Origin of the sequence: Nocardia sp. NBC_00403 (assembly GCF_036046055.1) — a bacterium.
In the GTDB taxonomy this organism is placed as follows: Bacteria; Actinomycetota; Actinomycetes; order Mycobacteriales; family Mycobacteriaceae; genus Nocardia.
In genome coordinates, this window is the sequence record NZ_CP107939.1 from 1,832,380 (window position 1) to 1,855,721 (window position 23,342).

Sequence of the window (23,342 nt, forward strand, 5' to 3'; positions counted from 1 at the left end):
TTGGTGGCACGGCGGGGGCATATCCGGCTGTTTCCATTTCGACGTAACAAGACCGAGCATCACGATCACGTCGAATTACGAAGTCTGGCAGTCGATTACGAGATGCGGCAGTCCTACGCGCCCGCTCGTCGTGTCGATCGCGGAAGATGCACCGTGAAAGTGGTGCCCGATCCTGGCACGCTGTCTGCGGTAACCGTTCCGCCATGGGCGGCTACCAGGGCTTGGACTATCGATAGCCCGAGGCCGGTGCCGCCGCTGGCGCGCGTCCGGGAGTTGTCGGTGCGGTAGAAGCGTTCGAAGATGCGCTCGGCCTCGTCGGCGGGCAAGCCAGGGCCGGTGTCGGCGACTTCGAGCAGGATCTCGTCGAGCTCGGGCGTCAGGCGTACTTTTACCGAGGCATCCGGCGGGGTGTGGGTGAGTGCATTGTTCAGCAGATTGGCCAGCACCTGGCGCAGCCGCTCTTCGTCGCCGTTCACCTCCAATGTGCCTTCGCCGGAACATATTTCCAGTTCGATGGAACGATGCGGGCCGTCCGAGCCGTCGGCGGCCGCCATCGCCCTGGCGTTGTGCACGGCATCGCTTGCGACGGCGAGCAGATCGACGGGGCCCTGCTCCAGCGGGCGCTGCGCGTCGAGCCGGGCCAGCATCAGTAGATCCTCGACCAGCAGGCCCATGCGTTGGGCCTCGCGTTCGATCCGGTCCATGAACAGGGCCGGGTCAGTGGTAGCACCCTGGCGGTAGAGCTCGGCGAAGCCGCGGATCGTGGTCAGCGGCGTGCGCAGTTCGTGGCTCGCGTCGGCGACGAAGCGACGCATCTTCGCCTCGGAGCGGCGTGCCGCGGACTCCGACGCCTCGGTCGCCGCGAAGGCGCTTTGGATCTGGGCGAGCATGCCGTTGAGTGATTGCGACAGTCGATCGATCTCGGTATTGGTGCCGCGCACCGGAACTCGGCGAGTCAGATCCCCCGCGGCGATCGCGGCGGCGGTCTTCTCGACCCCGCGCAACGGCCGCAGGCTGCGCCGGATCACGAAGTAGGCGGCCACCGCGAGTGCGGCGAGGACCGCGGCGCCGACTATCAGTTGGAGCATGATCAGCCGGCGGACGGTCTCGATGTTCTGAGTGAGCGGCACCGCCACCGTCGTGGTGGCGTCCGGTGTTCGCACGGTAATGGCCCGCCACTGAACCGACGCGCCGTTCTTGGAGCCGACCGTGGTGGGCTTGGTGATGGCGACAATCCCCGGCGGGGGATCGCGGTCGGTCCGCCATGGCGGCGGATCCGGCAGCGCAGGTTCGGCATCCGCAATGAACGAAGGGGTCTCGAGCCGGATGCCGTTGCCCGCGTTCGGTTCGGACCGGATGTAGAAGACGCTCGGCAAATGCGGTGGGCCGGGTGGTGCAGGCCGTGGTGGCCGCATCCACGCTGTCGAGGCATCCCGCAATTGCTGATCGGTGCGGCGCATCAGCGAATCTTCCAAGACGGAGGTGACCACCATTCCGGAAGCCAGCAGACCGAGCCCGGCCAGGACAACAAGGGCCAGCACCAATGTCACCCGGAGTGGGATCGCCGACCACCTCCGTGAGAGCCTGCTGCGGACTTTCCGACTGCGCGCGTCCGTCACTTCTCGGCCTGTCGCGCGCGATTAGGCGCGCGCATCACATAGCCGACACCCCGCAGCGTGTGGATCAGACGCTCGTTTCCCGTATCGACCTTCTTGCGCAGATACGACACATAGGTCTCCACCACACCGACCTCACCCCCGAAGTCGTAGCGCCACACGTGATCCAGAATGCGCGGCTTGCTCAGCACGGTGCCCGCGTTCACCATGAAGTAGCGCAGCAACGTGAATTCGGTGGGGGACAGCGGAACCGGCTCGCCCGCCTTCCACACCTCGTGGGTGTCGTCATCGAGTTCGATGTCCTCGAACCGAATGCGCGAACTCTCCCGCACCGGCGCGTGGTGACCGGACCTGCGCAGCACCACCCGCAGCCGCGCGACAACTTCCTCCAGGCTGAACGGCTTGGTGATGTAGTCGTCCGCGCCGAGAGTGAGTCCGGCGACCTTGTCCTGCACTTCGTCACGTGCGGTGAGGAACAGCACCGGCGCGTCGATGCCGTCGGCGCGCAGCCTGCGCAGCAGCCCGAAGCCATCCATGCCGGGCATCATCACATCGACGATCAAGGCCTGCGGCCGGAAGCTGCGCGCCTTGTCCAACGCCTGCGCGCCGTCAGCCGCGGTATCGACCTCGAAACCCTGGTAGCGCAGACTCACCGACAGCAATTCCACAATCATCGGCTCGTCGTCCACCACAAGGACCCGGGCCTCGGGTGTGCTCTCCGCGGGCGCGCTCATTGTTTCATCGTCCGACACCTGCCTGGGAACTCGCTGGACCTTTACTGGGTGATTCCTGTGTATCCAACAAGGTCGCGACAATCCCTGCTGACGCCCCCACTCGGCACGATGACACCTTCTTAGTGCAACGCGCCCCAGCGCTGGAGTTCGCGACCCGTCCCACTTCCACACCAGCCAAGCGCATCCACCAGGTCGCGACAATCCCTGCTGACGCCCCCCACTTGGCACGATGACGCCTTCCGAATGAAGCGAGACCCAGCACCAGCCCGTCCCACTTCCGCACCAGCCGAAGCGCTTCCACCCAAGTCGCAAGCTCCACTACTGACGCCTCCGCTCGATATGGTGAGGCCCTCGAGCGCAGCAAGACTCAGCATTAGAGTTCGTCGGCCCCTCCCACCTCCACAACAACCGAGGTACATCCACCAAGGTCGCAAGCCCCGCTACCGACGCCCCCCAGCGCGATGATGTCTTCCGAGCGAAGCGAGACCGAGCACCAGAGTTCGGGGCGCATCCCACCTCTACAGCCCCCTGAGCGCCGACAGCCCCCTAAGCGCCTAAACCAAAGTCGCAAGCTCAACTACCAACGCTCCCACTCGGCACGATGACACCTTCCAAGCGAAGCGAGACCCGAGCACCAGAGTTCGCGGCGCATCCCACCCCCACAGCCGCCGAAGCGCCTCGACCAAAGTCGCAAGCTCAACTGCCGACGCCCCCACTCGGCACGATGACACCTTCCGAGCGAAGCGAGACCGAGCACTAGAGTTCGCGGCCCGTCTCGCTTCCGAGCCGTCGAAGCGCATGCGACGAAGTCGCGAGTCTCGACGGCTCGGAAGCGAGACCAAGGGGGCCGCGAACACGCAGCGCCGCAGGCGCTGCCAAAAAACACAGCTGCCAAAAAACTAGCGGGATTCCGGGTATACGTCGTCGTCGGTGAGCAGGGCGCTGCCTGCGACCTGGTCTTGGGCCAGGGCGTCGAGGAAGGAGCGGGCCCAGCGGTCTACGTCGTGGGCGAGGACTTGGCGGCGTAGTGAGCGCATGCGGCGGCGTTTGGTGTCGCGGTCGTCCTCCAGTGCGGAGCTGATGGCGTCCTTCACGCTATCCAGGTCGTGCGGGTTGCACAGGTAGGACTGACGCAATTCGGCTGCGGCGCCGGTGAATTCGCTCAGCACGAGGGCGCCGTTGAGGCCGCTGTGGCAGGCCACGTACTCCTTGGCTACCAGGTTCATGCCGTCGCGCAGCGGGGTCACCAGCATGACGTCGGCGGCCACGAAGAAGGCGAGGAGTTCGTCGCGCGGGATGGGGCGGTGCAGATAGTGCACCACCGGGTGGCCGACCTGGGAGAACTCGCCGTTGATCCGGCCGACCTGGCGCTCGATGTCGCCACGCATCTGGATGTAGCTCTCCACCCGCTCCCGGCTCGGTGTCGCCAGCTGCACCATGACCGTCTCCGCCGGATCGATCCGGCCCTCCACCAGCAGTTCCTCCAGCGCCCCCAGTCGGATATCGATGCCCTTGGTGTAGTCGAGCCGGTCGACGCCGAGCAGAATGTTCTTCGGGTTGCCGAGCTCGGCGCGGATCTTCGCGGCACGTTCCCGTACCGACCTGCGCCGGGAATGTTCGTCGAGTTCGGCGGAGGCGATCGAAATCGGGAACGCGCCGACCCGGACCGTACGGAACCCGACCTGCACGACACCGAGCTTGGAACGCACGCCGACGCTCCCTCGGGACGTCGGCTGTCCGGCCAGCCGCCTGGCCAGGTACAGGAAGTTCTGCGCGCCACCGGGCAGGTGGAACCCGATCAGATCCGCGCCGAGCAGACCGTCGATGATCTCGGCCCGCCACGGCATCTGCATGAACAACTCGACCGGCGGGAACGGGATGTGCAGGAAGAAGCCGATGGTCAGATCGGGGCGCAGCATGCGCAGCATCTTGGGCACCAGCTGCAGCTGGTAGTCCTGTACCCACACGGTCGCACCCTCGGCGGCCACCTTCGCGGTCGCCTCGGCGAAACGACGGTTCACCTGCACATACGCGGTCCACCAGCTGCGGTCGTAGACCGGCCGCACGATCACATCGTGGTAGAGCGGCCACAGCGTGCCATTGGAGAAGCCTTCGTAGTAGTCGGAGACCTCCTGGGCGGTCAGCGGCACCGGGTGCAGCTCGAGCCCGTCCTCGATGATCGGCTCGACATCGATGTCGGGCACGCCCGCCCAGCCGACCCACGCCCCCTTGTTGTTGCGCAGCACCGGCTCCAATGCGGTGACGAGGCCACCGGGGCTGCGTTTCCAGCGGGTGGAGCCGTCGGGCAGTCGCTCCAGGTCGACAGGAAGTCGATTGGCGACGACGACGAAGCCGGAACCGGCGCCGTTCGTCTCGGCGCGATCGGTTGTCGCCGCGGTGAACACGGCGCCATCGGGCGATGGGTCTGGAAGGGCGTGCTCGGAGTCGTCGGACGGCTGGTCAGTCATCTGGTCCACTCACGCATCCTTTGCGCGTCGATTTTCCCGCTGTGGTTATCGGTCTATCGACGGCGCCGTTGTCGTCGAGCTCGAGTTGGTCGACTCGGTCGCTACTCGCCTCGGCCGCCGGGTCCGATGCCGAGCATCGACAACAGCATCCGGCACTCGTCCGCGTCCTCCGCGTACGCGGCGACGACGCGCTGCGCTTGGCGGGCGGTCTCATCGGCAAGTGGTTCCAGATCGTCGTCCGCGATGTCGTTCGCGCTGCCCTTCGCGGCCATCTTCTTGTCCTCCCGGCTCGGTACGCTCGTACGTGCGAGTAGTCAATGGTATCCGGACCTGGTGCGCGCGCGCCGCACCCGGATACCTGTTCGCCCGGTCGGTGCGCCGCCACGTCGGTCCCTATACCGTGGGGGCCCAGCACAACTCCACGAAAGGGTTCGAAGATGCCGTTGGCCACGGTGAACGGAATTTCCCTCAACTACCAGGTCAAGGGCGACCGAACCAAGGGAACGGACACGCCGGGATCGGCGCCGCTGGTCGTGATGATCATGGGGACGGGCAGCCCGGGACGAGTCTGGGAACTGCATCAGGTTCCCGCGTTGGTCGCCGCGGGATACCGGGTGTGCACCTTCGACAACCGCGGCATCGCACCGTCCTTCGAGGCCGCCAACGGCATGACCATCGACGAGCTGGCCGCCGACACCGCGGGACTCATCGAACTGCTCGGCGAGGGTCCCGCGCTGGTCGTCGGCACCTCGATGGGGTCGCGGGTGGCCCAGGAATTGGCGCTCGCCCGTCCCGATTTGGTGCGCAAGGCCGTGTTCATGGCCGGTCACGGCCGCCTCGACCAATTTCAGAAGACGCTCTCGCTCGGCGAGCACGACCTCGACGCCAGCGGTGTGCAGCTGCCCGCGAAATATGAGGCCGCGGTGACCGCGGTGATGAACCTGTCGCCCGCGACCCTCGCCGACCCGAACGCTGCCCGCGACTGGCTCGACCTGTTCGAGTTCACCGGTGGCCCGGTGACGCCGGGTATCCGCGCGCAGCGCCGGATGGACCACGACTTCGACAGGGTGCAGGCCTATCGAGGGATCAAGGTGCCGTGTCTGTCCATCGGATTCGCCGATGATCGGATGATCCCGCCCTATCTGTCACGCGAGGTCGCCGAGGTGATTCCGGGCGCGCGCTACCAGGAGATTCCCGATGCGGGCCATTACGGCTACCTCGAGCGGCCCGAGGCGGTCAACAAGATCCTGCTCGATTTCTTCGGGGCCTGAGGTAACCGCCAACACGTAACGTCTACCTTGCTAGGGTCGACACAACGCTCGGGGATCTTCCGACGCTCCAGCAGCGGCGGACGGGTCCAAGAGTCGATCCCGTACACGCGCCAGTATCCAGTGAGGTGAAATTGAGCACCAACCCCTTCGATGACGAAGACGGCCGCTTCTTCGTCCTGGTCAACGACGAAGAGCAGCATTCGCTGTGGCCGGCCTTCGCGGAGGTCCCGGCCGGATGGCGAGTCGTTTTCGGCGAGGACAGCCGTGCTGCCTGCGTCGAATACGTCGAAAAGAATTGGACGGATATGCGTCCGAAGAGCCTGCGTGACGCGATGGCCGCCGACGATGCGGCCCGACAGGGCGCCCAGTCCTGACCCGCGGCTAGATACTGCGCCGGGACGTTCGATAGAACTGCCGCTGCGTGGCACCGTAATCCGGTGTCACGCAGTCGGCGCGCCCGGTTATGATGGTCACCGTTTTCCCGCCTCCTTAGCTCAGTGGTAGAGCACTCGCCTTGTAAGCGAAAGGTCGTCAGTTCAATCCTGACAGGGGGCTCTTTCAGCCGCTGCGCGGCTGAGCTCAGTGGTAGAGGCTCGGCCGTTGTTGTAAGCGAAAGGTCGTCAGTTCAATCCTGACAGGGGGCTCTTTCAGCTGCTGCGCGGCTGAGCTCAGTGGTAGAGGCTCGGCCGTTGTTGTAAGCGAAAGGTCGTCAGTTCAATCCTGACAGGGGGCTCTTTCAGCCGCTGCGCGGCTGAGCTCAGTGGTAGAGGCTCGGCCACTCGTCCAGCCGCTTCAACGAAAAGGGCGGTCACTGCGCATCTTTGCGCGTGACCGCCCTTCGGCGTTTTCGTGAACGACGAGCTCAGTCCGGGACGTGTGCGCCGTGGCCGAGGTCGCGCAGCGCCTGCTTGATCCTGGCCTGGGCCTCGTCGAGCGACTCGGGGGAAGGGTGGTGGTCGGCGCTGGAGATGTCGAAGTTGCCCATGGTGAATGCCGGAAAAACGTGCACGTGCAGGTGTGGCACCTCGAGGCCGGCGATGAGTAGGCCGGCGCGCGGCGCGTCCCAGGCCTGGCGGACTGCTTGCCCGATCTTCTGGGCGACGCCGTTGAGCCGGGCGAAGATCTCGGCGTCGACGTCCTGCCACTGGTCGATTTCCTTGCGGGGCACCACGAGGGTGTGACCGGGGGTGATCGGGGCGATGGTCAGGAAACCGACGAATTCCTCGTCCTCCCAAACGAATCGGCCAGGCAGCTGACCGTCGATGATCGCACTGAAAACAGAAGCCATGCCCGCAGGCTACGCGCAGGCCCTCGGGTCGGTGTGGCGGCAGCTGGAGGTTGACACCGCTCTGAAACTGTGTCTAGCATACACATATTAGTTTCCGTTGGACACAATTTAGGAACAGCATGATCACCATCACGCTCGCCGCCACTGCCGCCGCAATCTCCGCCGCCCCCGCCGGCCTGCTCGGTCACCGCCAACTGCGTCGCCGAAGCAACGCGAAGGCGCTGCGTATCGACACCCGGAACGGCATCTCCGAAGCCGGCTTCGTACGCATCGGCGGCATCGACCAGTGGATCGAGATCCGCGGCGAGGACCTGGCCAACCCGGTCCTGCTCGACCTGCACGGCGGTCCCGGCGCCACGAACACCTACTTCGCCAACCGGACCCGGGAGTGGGAGCGGCACTTCACCATCGTCCGCTGGGACCAGCGCGGCACCGGCAAGACCTTCGGTCGCGGCGACCAGGGTGAGATGAGCTTTCAGCAGTTGTGCACCGACGCGCTGGAGGTCACCCGGTACGTACAGCGCAGGCTGCGCACAGACAAGGTGGTGCTGCTCGGCAACTCCTTCGGATCGGTGCTCGGACTTCGCCTCGCGCGAAACCACCCCGAGCTGTACTCGGCATACGTCGGTACCGACCAGAACATCCTCGGCGGCGAGCGCGACGACAGCCTGTTCTATGCGACCGTGCAGCGACTGCGCGACAACGGAAAGCGTTCCGACGCAGCGAAGCTGGAGCAGATCGGCCCGGACGAAACCAAGTGGTCGGCGGCGGACTGGGGCCTGCACGCCAAACTGAAGACCAGCTCCGACCCGTTCCTGGTCGAGATGCTGAAGAAGCTGATCCTCCCGTCGATGTGGTTCTCACCCCAGCATGGGCTGCGCGATCTCAAAGACGGCGCGAGTGGCATGAAGTTCTCCGAGCAGCTCGGCGTCGAGTCCGTGCACTTCGATTCCTGGCGCGACGGAACGCGATTCGAGCTCCCGTTCTTCATCTTCCAGGGCGAACACGACACCCTGATGCCCGCCGATCGGGCCCGCCGCTACTTCGACGACGTGCAGGCCCCGCACAAGGAGTTCGCGCTGATCACCGACGCCACCCACTTCGCGTCGTGCTGGCAGCCCGCGCAATTCCTCGAGCTGCTGCTGACTCGGGTGCGTCCGGTGGTGACCGGTGATCAGACGCGGCTGCCCGCGTAGGCCTTTCAGTGGTGTAGGGCGCGTGCGACCTACACCGCGACGAAATGCGACAGGATGCCCTGCACCTCATAGATATCGACCTGGCGGTTGAACCGCTTCTGGATCGGCTCGTGCGAGCCGGAGATCCAGATGGCGAGTTCGGCATCCAGGTCGAAGGTGCCCGCGGTCTCCACCGAGAAGTGGGTGATCGCCCGGTAGGGGACGCTGTGGTAGCTGACCTTCCGGCCCGAGAGACCCTGTTTGTCGACGAGGATCAAGCGTCGGTTGGTGAACAGGATGGCATCGCGGACAAGCAGATACGCGGCATAGATCTGTTCACCGTTGCCGAGAAGTTTCGCGTACTCCGTCTGTGCTTGGCCGGGATCGATACGCCCGGCATTGCCCATCAGTCCGTCGATCAGACCCATCGTAAGCACGTCCTTTGCGCAGTCTGGGTGCGAGATGCGGGCACAACCGGGCCCACACCGGTTCTCTCCAACCATCATCCCTGTCTGTTTCACCGGCGGCGGGGAAGGCGACAACTGATGTCGGATGTTCACTCCGCCGACTACCGGGCGCGCGGGAATCGGCACACTTTAAGCTGATGGCCGTGCGAGTACTCGTCATCGGTTCCGGAGCCCGTGAACATGCCCTCGTCCTTGCGCTGCGCCGGGACCCCGCGGTGAGCGCGCTCTACGCGGCGCCAGGCAATGCGGGGATCGCCCAGCACGCCGAGATCCGCCCCGTGGATCCGTGCTCGGCAGAGGCGGTGGTGGCGCTGGCCACCGAGCTGGCGGCGGATCTCGTGGTGATCGGCCCCGAGGTGCCGCTGGTGCTCGGTGTCGCCGACGCGGTACGCGCGGCGGGTATCGCCTGCTTCGGTCCCTCCGCCGCTGCCGCGCGGATCGAAGGCTCCAAGGCATTCGCCAAGGACGTCATGTCGGCGGCGGGGGTGCGCACCGCGCACAGCGAGATCGTGGACACCCCGGCCGAGCTCGACGCCGCGCTCGACCGCTTCGGCCCCACCTGGGTGGTGAAGGACGATGGACTGGCCGCGGGCAAGGGCGTTGTGGTGACCGCGGACCGGCTCGCGGCCCGCGACCACGGCGCCGAACTGCTCGAAAATGGTCATCCGGTGCTGCTGGAATCCTTCCTCGACGGGCCGGAAGTTTCGCTGTTCTGCCTGGTCGACGGTGAAACCGTGGTTCCGCTGCTGCCCGCGCAGGATCACAAGCGCGTCGGCGACGGCGACACCGGACCCAACACCGGCGGCATGGGCGCGTACACGCCGCTGCCGTGGCTGCCCGCCGAGACCGTCACCGAGATCGTGGAGGACGTGGTCAAGCCGGTCGCCGCCGAACTGGTGCGGCGCGGCAGCGCGTTCTCCGGCCTGCTCTACGCGGGTCTGGCGATCGGCGCGGCAGGCCCCGCCGTAGTGGAATTCAACTGCCGCTTCGGTGACCCCGAGACGCAGGCGGTGCTCGCACTGCTGGAGAGCCCGCTGGCCGAGCTGCTGAACGCCACCGCCACCGGCACCCTTGCCGATGTCGCCGCACCGCGCTGGCGGGACGGCTCCGCCATCACCGTGGTGGTCGCCGCCGAAAACTACCCGGGCCGCCCGCGCATCGGGGACGTCATCACCGGCGCGGGAGACGGCACGCGCGAGGACTCCACGGTCCTGCACGCGGGCACCGCGCAGCGCGAGGACGGTGCCCTGGTCTCCGCGGGCGGCCGGGTCCTCAGCATCGTCGGCGTCGGCGCGGATCTGTCGGAGGCCCGCGCGCACGCCTACGAGCGCGTCGCCTCGATCAAACTCCCCGGCAGTCACTACCGCACCGACATCGGCCTCGCTGCGGTCGAGGACCGGATCACGGTCTGAGGCGAGTTATCCGAAGGTGAGGCCGTGGACCGCCAGCCATTGCTGGGGGTCCACGTGCTGGCCGCCGAGGATGACCTCGAAGTGCAGGTGCGGACCAGAAGAATCGCCGCGGTTGCCCATGCGCGCGATCTGCATGCCCGCCGGGACGCGCTCGCCGACGGACACGAAGAAGTCGTACATGTGCCCGTAGACCGTGATGGTGCCGTCGTCGTGCCGAATGCGCACCCATAGCCCGAAGCCCTGGGCCGGGCCCGCGTCGATGACGGTGCCGTTGGCGACGGCGTAGATCGGCGTGCCGATCGGTCCCGCGATATCGATGCCGTTGTGGAAGGTGCCCCACCGGGAACCGAATCCGGAGGTGAAGATGCCTCGGGTCGGCAGCACGAAGCCGGTGCTGTCCGGCACGATCGAGCCGGGGTACACCGGCGCGCTGCCGGTCATCCACGGCTGCTGTTCCCCGGCCACCGCGGCGGCGGCCTCGGCCTTGGCGCGTTCGAGGGTGCTGCGCGCGGCGGCGGCGACCACCGCCTGCTCGCGGAGTAGCTCGCCGTTGGCGATCGCGTTGAGGTACCTGCGCACCGACGGCGGGGTCGACTGCATCTGCTGCGGATAGGCGAAGGCAACGCGTTGGGCTTCGCCCGGACCGGGAACCCGGTCGGTGACCCCCCAGGTGAACGACGAATCGGCGGCGGCGAACAGTGCCGTCGCGCAGAGACCGGCGATCAGGATCCGATGCTTGCGCAAGAGCGCGCGGTAGTCGGGCTCCAGCCGCCGCTGCCAGAGCTCGCGCGGGTCGGGCCGCGGTCGCTGCCGCAGGTTGTGCAGTTCGCGCTCGGCGCGCGCAATCAGGGCGCTGACGTCGCGGTGGGGGCGTTCCTGCGGCTTGGCACGCCAATCCCGCGGAATGACCCCGATGCCACCCACTCCACGTACGCGTTCCAGTCCCGCGCGGCGAGCTTTGTCAAGCATTGAGCCGACCATAGCCTGATCGCGGACCCGGAGAAGCCCGACCGCGCGCCGACACACCTCGTTCGGGGACGCGGAGCACTCCTGATCGACCTCCGGTGTCGATAGCGCCCGACAAAAGCCGGGCGTCAGCGAAGCGGTGCCGGGCTCGACCATCTACCGTCTGTCGGGTGCCAAGAGAATCTCGCCGGTCGACCATTCCACCTTTCTACGTGATGGATGTCTGGAAAGCCGCCGCGGAGCGCGCCAGATCGCACGGTGATGTGCTGGTGCTCGCGGCGGGGCAACCGTCGACGCCGGCGCCGGCGCCGGTGCTACGCGCGACGAAGGCAGCGATCGATTCCGAATTGCTCGGCTACACAGAGACTTTCGGGATTCTGCCGTTGCGGGAGGCGATCGCCGAGCACCACCGCGACACCTACGGTTACCAGGTCGAGGCCGACGACGTGGTGGTGACGACCGGTTCCTCCGGCGCGTTCACGCTCATCTTCCTCGCCGCCTTCGACCCCGGCGACACCGTCGTGGTGGCCCGTCCCGGCTATCCGGCCTACCGAAACACCTTGGCGGCGCTCGGTTGTCGCGTCGTCGAGCTCGATTGCCGCGCCGGGACCAGGTTCCAGCCGACCGTAGCGATGCTGGAGGCGCTGCCGGAGCCGCCTGCGGGTCTGGTGGTCGCGAGCCCGGCCAATCCGACCGGCACGATGATCGATCCCGCGGAACTCGCCGCCCTGTCGCGCTGGTGCGACGCGCACGGAACGCTGTTGATCTCCGACGAGATCTACCACGGCATCACCTATGTGGGCGATAGCGCGGGCACCTCCTCGGCGTGGGAGACCTCCCGCGAATCGGTGGTCATCGGCTCGGTGTCGAAATACTTCTCGATGACCGGCTGGCGATTGGGCTGGATGCTGGCGCCCAGCGGTTTACGACCCGCGTTGCAGCGGCTCGCCTCGAATATGACGGTGTGCCCGCCCGCGATTTCGCAGTACGCGGCGCTGCACGCATTCGGCGCGGAGGCGAAGGCCGAGCTCGACGGGCATGTCCGGCGTTACGCGGTGAACCGGCGGCTGCTGCTGGACGGTCTGGCCGAACTCGGCATCACCGACCTGGCGCCTGCCGACGGCGCGTTCTACGCCTATGCCGATATCGGCCACCTCACCGACGATGCCAGGAAGTGGTGCGCGGACGTGCTCGACCACACCGGGGTCGCGCTCGCGCCCGGCCTCGACTTCGACACCGTCGCAGGACATCGGACCGTGCGCTTCTCGTTTGCCGGAGCCACCGCGGACATCGAGGCGGCGCTGGTTCGGCTGGGTCACTATCTGCGTGGCTGATCCTCGTGTCCGGCAACGAGTTTGCACAGTTCGTCACCCCGAAGGTCCAGATGCGGTAAAACAACGATGGCTGGGTTTCCTCTCTGATTTCGCACGGATGAACTGATGACGACTGGCACGATGGCACGGTGATAACCGCGACGACCCCGAAAGGCGAACGGCGTCGCCAGGCTCTGGTAGCAGCCGCCGCCGAGTTGTTACTCGAAGGCGGATTCGATGCGGTACGGCATCGCTCTGTTGCGACGCGCGCCGACCTTCCGTTGGCGTCGACCACGTACTACTTCGAGTCGCTCGATGATCTGATCGCGCGGGCGGTCGAATTCAGTGGCAACGCGGAGCTGGACGCGATGCGGCACCGGGTCGGCGACGTCAGCCACCGGCGGCGCGGTGGCGAGGCGACGGTCGATCTGGTACTCGATCTCCTGGTGGGGACCGATGGCAACGACGAAGACGCCCGCGGGCAGCTGATCGCGCGTTACGAGCGTTCGGTGGCCTCGGCGCGGCACCCGGAACTGCGGGATGTGCAGCTACGACTAAGAGCGCAACTGGACGAGCTGCTCGCCGATGTGCTGCGCCGGTCCGATCGAATGGTGCGGCCGGAGCAATTGCGCAGGCTGGTAGCCGTCGTCGACGGCGCCGTGGTGGCCGCCTTGAGCGAATTCGACCCGGAGCCAAGGCGAATGGCGCGTGGCGCGCTGCTCGAGGTGATCGATATCGTCGCGCCCGCTACGCCGCAGCAGATCGATAGGTTCCGGGCACTAGACTGACGACACGTGAGAGAGCGCAGCGAACGAGCCATAGACACAGCGCCCTGGCTGACGACGGAGCCGAGCGTCAGCGAGGCGCGGTCGTGAGCCTTGTCCCTAATGTCCTCGCCACTCGATACGCCAGTCCGCAACTGGTGCATCTCTGGTCGCCCGAGAACAAGATCGTGCTCGAGCGGCGGCTGTGGCTGGAGGTGTTGCGGGCCCAGTCGGAACTCGGCATCGAGCTGCCGGCCGGCGTGATCGCCGATTACGAGCGGGTGATCGACCAGGTCGACCTTGCCTCCATCGCCGAGCGTGAGCGGGTCACCCGCCACGACGTGAAGGCCCGCATCGAGGAATTCAACGCGCTGGCCGGGCACGAGCACGTGCACAAGGGCATGACGAGCCGCGATCTCACCGAGAACGTGGAGCAGCTGCAGATCCGGCTCTCGCTCGAGCACGTGCACGCGCACGGCGTCGCCATCGTGGCTCGGCTGGCCGAGCGCGCCGCCGAATACCAGGCGCTGGTGATGGCGGGCCGGTCGCACAATGTCGCGGCGCAGGCCACCACGCTCGGTAAGCGTTTCGCTTCCGCGGCCGACGAGCTGTTGATCGCGCTGACCCGGTTGCGCGAACTCATCGAGCGGTATCCGCTGCGCGGCATCAAGGGCCCGATGGGCACCGCACAGGACATGCTCGACCTGCTCGGTGGCGATTCGGCCAAGCTGGCGAGGCTGGAGCAGCAGGTCGCCGGGCATCTCGGCTTCGCCACCGTACTGACCAGCGTCGGCCAGGTGTACCCGCGTTCGCTGGACCACGACGTGCTTTCGGCGCTGGTGCAGGTTGGTGCGGGCCCGTCGTCGTTCGCGCACACCATCCGGCTGATGGCGGGCCACGAGCTGGTCACCGAGGGCTTCCAGCCCGGCCAGGTGGGCAGCTCGGCGATGCCGCACAAGATGAACACGCGCTCCTGCGAACGCGTCAACGGCCTGCAGGTGGTGCTGCGTGGTTACGCGTCGATGGCCGCGGAGCTGGCGGGCGCGCAGTGGAACGAGGGCGACGTCTTCTGTTCGGTGGTTCGGCGCGTCGCGCTGCCGGATGCCTTCTTCGCGATCGACGGCATGATGGAAACCTTCCTCACCGTGCTGGCCGAATTCGGCGCCTACCCGGCCGTTGTCTCTCGTGAACTCGACCGCTACCTGCCCTTCCTCGCCACCACCCGGATGCTGATGGCGGCGGTCCGGGCCGGTGTCGGCCGCGAAACCGCGCACGAGGTGATCAAGGAACACGCGGTCGCCGTCGCCCTTGCGATGCGTGAACAGGGGCGCGAACCCGACCTCCTCGACCGCCTCGCGGCCGATGACCGCTTCCCGCTCGACCGCCCGGCTCTCGACGTCGCCCTTGCCGACAAGTCGGCCTTCATCGGCGCCGCCGAAGCCCAGGTCTCCGAGGTGATCGCCCAGGTGCAGAAGCTCGTCGACTCCTACCCGGAAGCGGCGCGCTACACGCCGTCGCCGATCCTCTGACCGCCGCCGCTCCCGCCGATCACACGCTGGTCGGCGGGAGCCGGGCGGGGTGCTCGCGTGCGCTCGTTAGGGTGCTGTGTGGACCCTTACACGATTTTTGCCGACATCATCGCCGGGCGGGCGCCCGCGAGCACGGTGTACGAAGACGACGATGTGCTGGCGTTTATGGATATTCGGCCGATGACGCCGGGGCATCTGCTCGTGGTGCCGAAGGTGGCCGCCCGCAGTCTCGCGGAGCTGGATCCGTCGGTCGGCGGGAAGTTGTTCCAGGTGGGGCAACAGTTGGCGGCGGCGCTGCGGGTGTCGGAAGTGGGCTGCGACGGAGTGAACTTTTTTCTGGCCGATGGGGTGACCGCGGGCCAGGAGGTGTTCCATGTGCACCTGCATGTGATCCCGCGCAGGCCGGGTGACGGCTTCGGTCTGCGTGGCCGACCGACCAGCCCGAAACGGGCCGACCTCGATTATCTGGCCGGGTCTATTCGCGGCGCGCTCGGGCGGAGTGCGCAAGCTTCGTAAAGCGCTGTGTGGGCGGCGGGTAGCGTCGACCCGTGGTTTGCTGAAGAAATGCCCGAATGCCATTTTCCGCCCGCGACAGCTATCGGTGAGTTAGTTTGACTGCCAACTGTGGTGGGCTGATGGAGCGGGACATGCGACGAAGAATTGTTGCTGCAGTGGTGCTCTCTTTTTCGCTCGGTGTGCTCGGACCCCTCGTGTCGCTGCCTGCGCAGGCCGCGGCCGCCCAGGTGGTCAGGATTGATGACCTCGGCCCGACCAAGTCCGCGGTGTTCATCGAGTCACCGTCGATGGGCAAGATCATCCAAGTACAGGTACTGCACCCGAGAGGCGGCGGCGCCCGCCCCTCGTACTACCTGCTCGACGGCCTGGATCCCGGCGTCGGACAGAGCACCTGGACCAACGCGACCGATGCCGAGAGCTTCTTCGCGAGCCAGAACGTCAACGTGGTGCTCCCGGTGGGCGGCCAGGCCAGCTACTACACCGACTGGCAGCAGGACGACTCGCGGTTCGGCCGCTACCGGTGGGAGACCTTCCTGACCGAGGAGCTACCGCCGATCATCGACGACCGCTTCGGTGGCAACGGTGTGAACGCGATCGGCGGCCTGTCCATGGGCGGCAACGCGGCCTTTATTCTTGCGGTCCGCAATCCCCAGCTATATCGCGCGGTCGCGGGCTACAGCGCCTGCCCGGACACCGGTCTTGCCCAGGCTGCGGTGATGTTCTCGATCGCCAACCGCGGTGGCAACCCGATGCGGATGTGGGGCGTGCCGGGCAGCCCCGCCTGGTCCGAGCACGATCCGGCGCTGCTGGCCGAGCGACTGCGCGGCAAGACGATCTACCTGTCCACCGGCACCGGAATCCCCGGCCCGTACGAGGCCGACATCAAGCCGCAGTTGGCCGAGAACATCTTCCTCGGTGGCCCGGTGGAGGTCGGCGTCAACGTGTGCACCGTCTCGTTCGAACAGCGTCTGCGCCGCATGGGCATCCCCGCGCACGTCGATTACCGCCCCACCGGCACCCATTCCTGGTCCTACTGGCAGGACACCCTGCACGCCTCGTGGCCGACCATCGGCCAGGCAATCGGGGCCTGACTCTGCTGTGCAGGAACGACGAGTCCGGCCCGACATAGGGCCGGGCTCGTCATTCGTCGTGGGCTATCCCGCGACGACCGGCGGCCGACCGGCGGACACCGCATCCGAATCGGTGACCCGGTGTCGGGGCAGCACGAGGACGACAACCAGCCCGAGCGCCATCCCGGCTGCCGTCAGAACGACCACAAACGACTCGCCGTGCGCGGTGGCCTCCCGCAGAGCGGCACCGGACTTGCCCGCGGTGCCGAGTTCGGCGAGGACGGTGAAGATCGCAAGGCCGATGGCATTTCCGATATTCATTGCCGTCGACGCGATGCCGTTCGCCACCCCCTGTTCGTGCGCGGCGGTGCCCGTTGCCGCGGTGATCCACATGGCGGTCCAGACGATGCCCTGGCCGATACCGGAGATCACCAGGCCGGGGACCAGTGCGGCGAAACTCGAATCCGGGTCGAAGCCGACCGCGAGGACGACCGTGCCCGCCGCTCCGACAGCGAAGCCGATGAGCAGGGTGGTGCGACCGCCGATGCGAGTGGTGAGTCGCTCACCGAGTTGCGTGCCGGTGGCGATGGCCAGGGACGGCACCAGGAAGGCCAGGCCGGCCTGTAGTGCGCTGTACCCGTGGACGCCCTGCATGAGCAGCGAAAGGAAGTACGGGAGCACGCCGAATGTCGCCATGTACAGAAAAGTGACCGCCATGCCGACGGTGAGACTGCGGTTGCGCAACAGCCGCAACGGCACCAGCGGATCCGCGCTGCGCGCCTCGATGGCTGTGAACAGCGCGAGCAGCAGCACCGCAGCGACGAAAGCAACCACGACAAACGGGCTGCCCCAACCCGCTTCGGGCCCCTCGACGAGCGCGAACACCAGCACGGTCGCCCCGACGGTGACGCTGAGCGCGCCGGGCAGATCGAAGGAGCGACGCGGGCCGCCCGCTGGATCGCGCGGAATCACCACCAGTGCGGCGAGCGCGACGATGCCGGCGAGCGGAACATTCACGAAAAAGACTGCCGGCCAACCGAAGCCGTCGGTCAGCACGCCGCCGAGCAATGCGCCGACCGTCAGACCGCTCGCCCCGGCGCCGCCCCAGATCGCCAGTGCCCGATTGCGTTTCGGGCCCTCGTCGAACAGGGTGTTGAGCAGTGCGAGCGTCGAGGGCAACAGCAGTGCACCGCCGATGCCCTGAACGGCGCGGGCGATGATGATGGTTATCGGGCTGCCCGCAAGTCCGCCGATCAGCGACGAGACGGCATAGATCGTCAGTGCGAGCACGAATATCCTGCGGCGGCCGAGCAGGTCGGCCGCGCGCCCGCCGAACAGCAGGAAGCCGCCGGCGAACACGACGTATGCACTGACGACCAGCTGCTGGGTCTGGCCGGGAAAGCCGAGGTCGGATCCGATTTCGGGGAGTGCGACGAAGACGATATTGAGGTCGAGCGCGAAGATCAGCTGCGCGAACGCCAGCAGTGCCAGCGTCCAGCCCAGCCGTTGGCCGGTGAGTGAGGTGGGCATCTGAGTGCACGCCTTTCTGGCTGCGTGAGACGGAGGTGTCGAACGGTGGGGCCCACACCGTTCGACCGTACGTATAATGGCGTACATTTGGACTGTACTAGTCAATACGTACGATCTGTCAAGGGATTGTTCGTATATCGCGGTACTATCGGACTATGGTTCTTCAGCACCCGAACCGCGATCAGATCCGCATCGAGAACGTGCTCTCGGCACTGGGCAACCCGATCCGGCTCGCCGCCGTGCGCGTGCTCGCCGAAGGTGGCCAGCACAACTGCACAAGCGTGCTCGAGCTCATCGAGGTCAACGCGAAATCGACGATGACCCACCACTGGCGCGTGCTGCGCGAGGGCGGCGTGATCCACCAGATCCCCTCCGGCCGCGAAAATCTCGTCTCACTGCGCCGCGATGACCTCGACGCCTGCTACCCGGGCCTGCTCGACGCGATCCTGACCGGCGCCCGAAGCGACGAAGCCGTCCCCTCCGGAACCCCCTCGGCTCGCCCCTGACAGCACGCCCATCCCCACGGCTCGGCAACGCTCCGGGACTACCGAGGGCTTCGGTGCTTTCGTGCAGCGCTGTCCCGTTCGAGAGGTGTGCTGTTGCGGTCTACCGGGGGCTGTCCGAGCCGGCGGGCGGGCGGATGGCGCGGGCTATGGCGATGATCACGCCGCCTGCGGCCGGGACCGCGGCGCCCAGGAGGATGGGGCCCGCCGGCGGGCCGAGGACCTCCACGTCTTCGGTGCGGTGGATCACCGTGTAGTAGACGTGGTCGGTCGGGGCGGCCTCGAAGGTGTGTCGCCGCCCGATAAAACAGACCGCTCATGGCGGAGTTGCCCCGCCAACACGCCGACACCGGGGTGCGCCGCTACGGTGGATCCCATGGCTCTCGACACAGGTACCGGAACGATCCCTAACCCCGACGGCGGGTCGGCGGTGGTGACGGCGCCGATCGCCAAGACGGTCCCGACCGAGCGGGTGCACCACGGCGATACCTTCGTCGACGAGTACGAGTGGCTTCGGGACAAGGAGAACCCCGAGGTCGTCGCGTACTTGGAGGCGGAGAACGCCCACACCGAGGCGCAGACCGCGCATCTGCAGCCGCTGCGGGAGAAGATTTTCGACGAGATCAAGGCGCGCACCCAGGAGACCGATCTTTCGGTGCCGACGCGGATGGGCGAGTACTGGTATTACTCGCGCAGCTTCGAGGGCAAGCAGTACGGCGTGCACTGCCGCTGTCCCATCGATGCCGACGTCGAGGGGATCGACGCGTGGACGCCGCCGCAACTGGAGGTGGGCACCGAGATCCCCGGCGAGCAGATTCTGCTCGATAGCAATGAGCAGGCCGAGGGCCACGATTTCTTCGCGCTCGGCGCGTTCTCGCTGAGCCATGACGGCAATCTGCTCGCCTACTCGGTCGACACCGCCGGTGACGAGCGGTACGTGCTGCGTTTCAAGGACCTCCGCACCGGCGAGTTGCTCGCCGACGAGATCGTGGGGACCGCGCCCGGTGCGACCTGGTCGCTGGACGGCTCGCACATCTTCTATCAAACGGTCGACGAATCGTGGCGGCCCGACACCGTGTGGCGCCACCACCTCGGCGCCGCCACCGACACCGACGTGCAGGTGTTCCACGAGCCCGACGAGCGCTACTGGGTGAGCATCGGCGCCACCCGCTCGGAGAAGTACCTGATGATCTGGGTCGGCTCCAAGATCACCACCGAGGGCTGGGTACTGGAATCCGACAATCCCGAGGGCGAATTCCGCGTCATCCTGCCGCGCCGCGAGGGCGTCGAGTACTCCGCCGAGCATGCGGTGGTCGGCGGCGAGGACCGCTTCCTGATCCTGCACAACGATGTCGTCGACGGAGTGAAGGCGGAGAACTTCGTGCTCGCCGACGCACCGGTCGCCGACCCGTCGAAGATGACCCTGCTGATCGGGCATCGTGACGACGTGCGGATCGAGGACATCGACTGCTTCGCCGATCACCTGGTCCTCAGCTACCGTCGTGAGGCGCTGACCAGGGTGGCTGTCTGGCCGCTGACCGAAGCCGGGTACGGCGAGCGCCGTGAGCTCGAGTTCGATCTGTCGCTCTTCGCGGTCGGCTCGGGCGCCAATCCCGAGTGGGAGCAGCCGACGCTGCGGATCGGCCTCACCTCGTTCATCACGCCGCTGCAGGTGTTCGACTACGTGCCTGCCACCGGTGAGCTGTTGCTGCGCAAGGAGCAGCCGGTGCTCGGCGGATACGACCCGAACGACTATGAGCAGCATCGTGATTGGGCGGTCGCCGCCGACGGCACCCGGATTCCGATCTCGTTGGTGTGGAAGAAGGGCATCGACACCTCCACGCCGAAACCGTTGCTGCTCTATGGTTACGGCTCCTACGAGGCCAGCATCGACCCGTCGTTCTCGGTCTCGCGGCTGTCCATGCTCGATCGCGGCATGATGTTCGCGGTCGCCCACGTGCGCGGCGGCGGCGAGATGGGCAGGCTCTGGTATGAGAACGGCAAGACGCTCACCAAGAAGAACACCTTCACCGATTTCGTGTCTTGTGCACGGCATCTCATCGATACCGATGTCACCTCGGCTGACGTCATGGTCGCCGACGGCGGCAGCGCGGGCGGCCTGCTGATGGGCGCGGTGGCGAACCTGGCGCCGGAGCTGTTCGCCGGCGTCCTCGCGAACGTTCCGTTCGTCGATCCGCTCACCTCCATCCTGGACCCGTCCCTTCCGCTCACTGTGATCGAGTGGGACGAGTGGGGTAATCCCTTGGCGGACAAGGACGTCTACGACTACATGAAGTCCTACGCGCCGTATGAGAATGTCGTGGCCGCCGACTACCCGGCCATCCTGGCCGTCACCAGCCTCAACGACACCCGCGTGCTGTACGTGGAACCGGCCAAGTGGGTCGCCAAGCTGCGTGCCACCAAGACCGGCGACGCCCCGCTGCTGTTGAAGACCGAGATGAGCGCAGGCCACGGCGGGGTCAGCGGCCGCTACGAGAAGTGGAAGGAAGTCGCGTTCGAATACGCCTGGATGCTCGACATCGTCGGACTGGCCGACGCGTAGCCGAGTCCGGGTTACTCGGCAGGCTGGGGCACCAGGAGCTTGCCGAGTAGCGCGGTGAGCTGAGCACGCTCGGCGGGGGTCAGCGCCGCGAAGGTTGCGTCCAGGTGGGCTGGGATGGCCGCTTCCGCCGCGCGCAGCCGGTCGATGCCCGCGTCGGTGACGGTGACGGCATAGGAGCGGCGGTCGTGCGGGTTGCGCTCGCGGCGTACGTAACCCGACTTCTCCAGGTCGTCGCACACGCTGACCATCACGCTGCGATCTATCCGCAGTTCCTCGCTGAGTGTCTGCTGTGAGCAGGCTCCGACCGCGGCGAGCATCTTCAACACCAAGTGCGGACCTACCCCGAGACCTTGGGCGCTCGCATGCATTTCGCCCGCTCGGGCGACGGTGGCCGAGGCGCGGCACAGCGCGATATCGAGCCGCTCGGCGGCCAGGCGCGGGAAGTAGGTCGGCTTGGCGTTCTGGTCGGTTGTCGGCATGGTCCCCTCACTGTGGCTGCCCCGAGCCTAGCATTATTCATCTGCACTCCAATCGTTTGACAGCAGATTATCTTCAGGAATACGGTCTGATCGTCTGCTCACAGACGAATTCGGCCCGAGGAGTGTGGGATGACCCTGGATCTGACCCCGGATGAGCTGCTGTCCACGACCCGCGCGGTGCGCAAACGGCTCGACTTCGACCGCCCGGTGCCGCGCAAGCTGATCGAGGAGTGCGTCGACCTCGCGACCCAGGCCCCGACCGGGCGCAATCGGCAGCGCTGGCATTTCGTGGTCGTCACCGACAAGGCAAAGCGCCGGGTGGTGGGCGACCTCTTCCGCCGCGCGCTGACCCACGGAGCCGGACAGCCGTTGACCGCCGACGACATGCGCCGCATGAACTTCGCCCCCGGCTCGACCGCGGCCATCTTCGACGGCCTGCGCTACCTCGCCGACAACATCCATCGGGTGCCCGCGATCGTGATCCCGGCCATCGAAGGCCGCACCGACCGCGCACCGGTCGATATCCAGGCGGGCACCTGGGGCTCGATCCTGCCCGCCGTGTGGAGCTTCATGCTCGCGGCCCGCGCTCGCGGTCTCGGCACCACGTGGACCACTGCGCAGGGCCCACTGGAACGCGAACTCGCCGCGGCACTCGGCATTCCCTACGACAAGGTGATGCTCGCAGCCTTCATACCGCTGGCCTACACCCTCGGCACCGACTTCAAGCCTGCCGTGCGGGTGCCTCGGGCCGAAGTGCTGCACTGGGACCGCTGGTAGTCGACAAGAGCGTGACGGGGTGTTCGTCGCGAGGTCATCCGTGCTGCACGCTCAGTACATCTGGCCAGGGCACCGTGGGTTCATGACCGCTCAGCTGATCGTGTCCGTGTCGGGGATCAGGGACACCACCCGAAATGCCGCGATCGAGTTCGGCGCGGAGATGGATCGGCGTGGTGTGCCGATGTCGCTGCTGGTCGCGCCGCGGCTCAGGGGGCGGTATCGGCTGGTCGACGATCCGGCGACGCAGGCATGGCTGCGCGGTCGTCGCGCGCGGGGCGACGCCATTGTGCTGCACGGTTACGACCAGGCGGCGACCAAGCCGCGCAGGGCCGAGTTCGCCACCCTGCCGCACCACGAGGCGCGGTTGCGGCTCACCGCGGCGGATCGGGTGATGGAGCAGGTGGAGCTGCGCACCAGGCTGTTCGCCGCGCCGCGGTGGGACGCTTCGGCGGGGGCCATCGAGGCGCTGCCGGAGGTCGGGTTCCGGCTCGCGCTCGGGCTGACCTCGATGCTCGACCTGGAACGTAACGTGGCGCAGAAAGCGCGCGTGTACGGCATCGGCGAGGGCTTCCGTGCCGAGCCGTGGTGGTGTCGCGCGCTGGTGATGGGTGCGGCCCGCACCGCACGCCGCGGTGGCGTGCTGCGTCTGGCCATCTCGGCCGCCCAGCTCGACCGCTCGGGTCCGCGCCAGGCCATTCTCGACGCGGTCGATCTCGCCCTGCTGCACGGCGCGGTCGGTGATGTCTATCGCTGGGAATCGTTCACGGCCGCACGGGCGGCGTGAACCGGACAGGCGCGGGCGACGGCGGTGGCCGCGGTCGCCCGCGACAAGGTCGGGTGAATGGTGTGGTCGGCACCGCCCCGCGAAGCGCCGCCGCCCGTATGGCGTAACCGGGCGGCG

At 66.9% G+C, this 23,342-nt stretch carries 22 protein-coding genes and 1 tRNA gene; 14 read left to right on the forward strand and 9 right to left on the reverse strand.

What is annotated here, in order from left to right; genetic code table 11:
• Positions 1–113: 113 nt before the first annotated feature.
• The 4 genes from OHQ90_RS08035 to OHQ90_RS08050 all read right to left on the reverse strand — a co-directional run bounded on the left by OHQ90_RS08035 (position 114) and on the right by OHQ90_RS08050 (position 5,090).
• A complete protein-coding gene (locus OHQ90_RS08035) occupies positions 114–1,562 on the reverse strand; it encodes a sensor histidine kinase (protein WP_328412693.1) in 1,449 nt (482 codons plus the stop codon).
• Positions 1,563–1,615: 53 nt separating this feature from the next.
• Entirely contained in the window at positions 1,616–2,350 is a 735-nt protein-coding gene (locus OHQ90_RS08040; protein WP_328408727.1) for a response regulator transcription factor, read from the reverse strand.
• 899 nt (positions 2,351–3,249) lie between these two features.
• The gene (locus OHQ90_RS08045) at positions 3,250–4,818 is read right to left on the reverse strand and encodes an alpha,alpha-trehalose-phosphate synthase (UDP-forming) (RefSeq protein WP_328412695.1); all 1,569 of its coding nucleotides are present in this window, start codon (positions 4,816–4,818) and stop codon (positions 3,250–3,252) included.
• A gap of 101 nt (positions 4,819–4,919) precedes the next feature.
• A complete protein-coding gene (locus tag OHQ90_RS08050; RefSeq protein WP_328408728.1) occupies positions 4,920–5,090 on the reverse strand; it encodes a hypothetical protein in 171 nt (56 codons plus the stop codon).
• 165 nt (positions 5,091–5,255) lie between these two features.
• Here OHQ90_RS08050 and OHQ90_RS08055 point away from each other — a divergent pair, with 165 nt between their 5' ends.
• The 3 genes from OHQ90_RS08055 (at position 5,256) to OHQ90_RS08065 (ending at position 6,644) form a co-directional block, all read left to right on the forward strand.
• Positions 5,256–6,089, forward strand: a complete 834-nt coding sequence (locus OHQ90_RS08055; protein WP_328408730.1) for an alpha/beta fold hydrolase — start codon at positions 5,256–5,258, stop codon at positions 6,087–6,089.
• A 131-nt stretch (positions 6,090–6,220) separates the two neighbouring features.
• On the forward strand, positions 6,221–6,463 hold the full coding sequence (locus tag OHQ90_RS08060) for an MbtH family protein (RefSeq protein ID WP_011207082.1): 243 nt from the start codon (positions 6,221–6,223) through the stop codon (positions 6,461–6,463).
• Between the two features lie 109 nt (positions 6,464–6,572).
• Positions 6,573–6,644, forward strand: a tRNA-Thr gene (locus OHQ90_RS08065).
• A gap of 307 nt (positions 6,645–6,951) precedes the next feature.
• On the opposite strand, the gene OHQ90_RS08070 is transcribed toward OHQ90_RS08065, so the two are convergent.
• A complete protein-coding gene (locus OHQ90_RS08070; protein WP_328408732.1) occupies positions 6,952–7,377 on the reverse strand; it encodes an HIT family protein in 426 nt (141 codons plus the stop codon).
• A 119-nt stretch (positions 7,378–7,496) separates the two neighbouring features.
• Here OHQ90_RS08070 and OHQ90_RS08075 point away from each other — a divergent pair, with 119 nt between their 5' ends.
• Entirely contained in the window at positions 7,497–8,573 is a 1,077-nt protein-coding gene (locus OHQ90_RS08075) for an alpha/beta fold hydrolase (RefSeq protein WP_328408734.1), read from the forward strand.
• Positions 8,574–8,602: 29 nt separating this feature from the next.
• Here OHQ90_RS08075 and OHQ90_RS08080 read toward each other — a convergent pair whose 3' ends face one another.
• The gene (locus OHQ90_RS08080) at positions 8,603–8,980 is read right to left on the reverse strand and encodes a PH domain-containing protein (protein ID WP_328408737.1); all 378 of its coding nucleotides are present in this window, start codon (positions 8,978–8,980) and stop codon (positions 8,603–8,605) included.
• 182 nt (positions 8,981–9,162) lie between these two features.
• Between OHQ90_RS08080 and purD the strand changes: the two genes are divergently transcribed.
• Positions 9,163–10,431 (forward strand): phosphoribosylamine--glycine ligase, encoded by a 1,269-nt coding sequence (gene purD, locus OHQ90_RS08085; protein WP_328412697.1) that lies wholly within the window; start codon positions 9,163–9,165, stop codon positions 10,429–10,431.
• 6 nt (positions 10,432–10,437) lie between these two features.
• On the opposite strand, the gene OHQ90_RS08090 is transcribed toward purD, so the two are convergent.
• Complete coding sequence (locus tag OHQ90_RS08090; protein ID WP_328408739.1) at positions 10,438–11,400, reverse strand: M23 family metallopeptidase; 963 nt, start codon at positions 11,398–11,400, stop codon at positions 10,438–10,440.
• 167 nt (positions 11,401–11,567) lie between these two features.
• Here OHQ90_RS08090 and OHQ90_RS08095 point away from each other — a divergent pair, with 167 nt between their 5' ends.
• The 5 genes from OHQ90_RS08095 (at position 11,568) to OHQ90_RS08115 (ending at position 16,610) form a co-directional block, all read left to right on the forward strand.
• Entirely contained in the window at positions 11,568–12,731 is a 1,164-nt protein-coding gene (locus OHQ90_RS08095; RefSeq protein WP_328408741.1) for a pyridoxal phosphate-dependent aminotransferase, read from the forward strand.
• Positions 12,732–12,859: 128 nt separating this feature from the next.
• Complete coding sequence (locus tag OHQ90_RS08100) at positions 12,860–13,498, forward strand: TetR/AcrR family transcriptional regulator (RefSeq protein WP_328408743.1); 639 nt, start codon at positions 12,860–12,862, stop codon at positions 13,496–13,498.
• An 83-nt stretch (positions 13,499–13,581) separates the two neighbouring features.
• Positions 13,582–15,003 (forward strand): adenylosuccinate lyase, encoded by a 1,422-nt coding sequence (gene purB, locus OHQ90_RS08105; RefSeq protein WP_328408745.1) that lies wholly within the window; start codon positions 13,582–13,584, stop codon positions 15,001–15,003.
• Between the two features lie 78 nt (positions 15,004–15,081).
• A complete protein-coding gene (locus tag OHQ90_RS08110) occupies positions 15,082–15,519 on the forward strand; it encodes an HIT family protein (RefSeq protein ID WP_328408747.1) in 438 nt (145 codons plus the stop codon).
• A 131-nt stretch (positions 15,520–15,650) separates the two neighbouring features.
• Positions 15,651–16,610, forward strand: a complete 960-nt coding sequence (locus tag OHQ90_RS08115; protein WP_328408748.1) for an alpha/beta hydrolase — start codon at positions 15,651–15,653, stop codon at positions 16,608–16,610.
• A 63-nt stretch (positions 16,611–16,673) separates the two neighbouring features.
• On the opposite strand, the gene OHQ90_RS08120 is transcribed toward OHQ90_RS08115, so the two are convergent.
• Positions 16,674–18,119, reverse strand: a complete 1,446-nt coding sequence (locus OHQ90_RS08120; protein ID WP_328408750.1) for an MFS transporter — start codon at positions 18,117–18,119, stop codon at positions 16,674–16,676.
• 155 nt (positions 18,120–18,274) lie between these two features.
• On the opposite strand from OHQ90_RS08120, the gene OHQ90_RS08125 reads away from it, so the two are divergent.
• Positions 18,275–18,625: an ArsR/SmtB family transcription factor gene (locus OHQ90_RS08125; protein ID WP_328408752.1), complete on the forward strand. Its 351-nt coding sequence runs from the start codon at positions 18,275–18,277 to the stop codon at positions 18,623–18,625.
• 373 nt (positions 18,626–18,998) lie between these two features.
• Complete coding sequence (locus OHQ90_RS08130) at positions 18,999–21,185, forward strand: S9 family peptidase (protein WP_328408754.1); 2,187 nt, start codon at positions 18,999–19,001, stop codon at positions 21,183–21,185.
• Positions 21,186–21,196: 11 nt separating this feature from the next.
• Here the strand turns inward: OHQ90_RS08130 and OHQ90_RS08135 are convergent, their stop codons facing one another.
• Positions 21,197–21,664, reverse strand: a complete 468-nt coding sequence (locus OHQ90_RS08135) for a MarR family winged helix-turn-helix transcriptional regulator (RefSeq protein ID WP_328408756.1) — start codon at positions 21,662–21,664, stop codon at positions 21,197–21,199.
• A gap of 129 nt (positions 21,665–21,793) precedes the next feature.
• Here OHQ90_RS08135 and OHQ90_RS08140 point away from each other — a divergent pair, with 129 nt between their 5' ends.
• A complete protein-coding gene (locus OHQ90_RS08140) occupies positions 21,794–22,441 on the forward strand; it encodes a nitroreductase family protein (RefSeq protein ID WP_328408758.1) in 648 nt (215 codons plus the stop codon).
• Between the two features lie 82 nt (positions 22,442–22,523).
• The gene (locus OHQ90_RS08145) at positions 22,524–23,225 is read left to right on the forward strand and encodes a DUF2334 domain-containing protein (protein ID WP_328408760.1); all 702 of its coding nucleotides are present in this window, start codon (positions 22,524–22,526) and stop codon (positions 23,223–23,225) included.
• Positions 23,226–23,342: the final 117 nt, after the last annotated feature.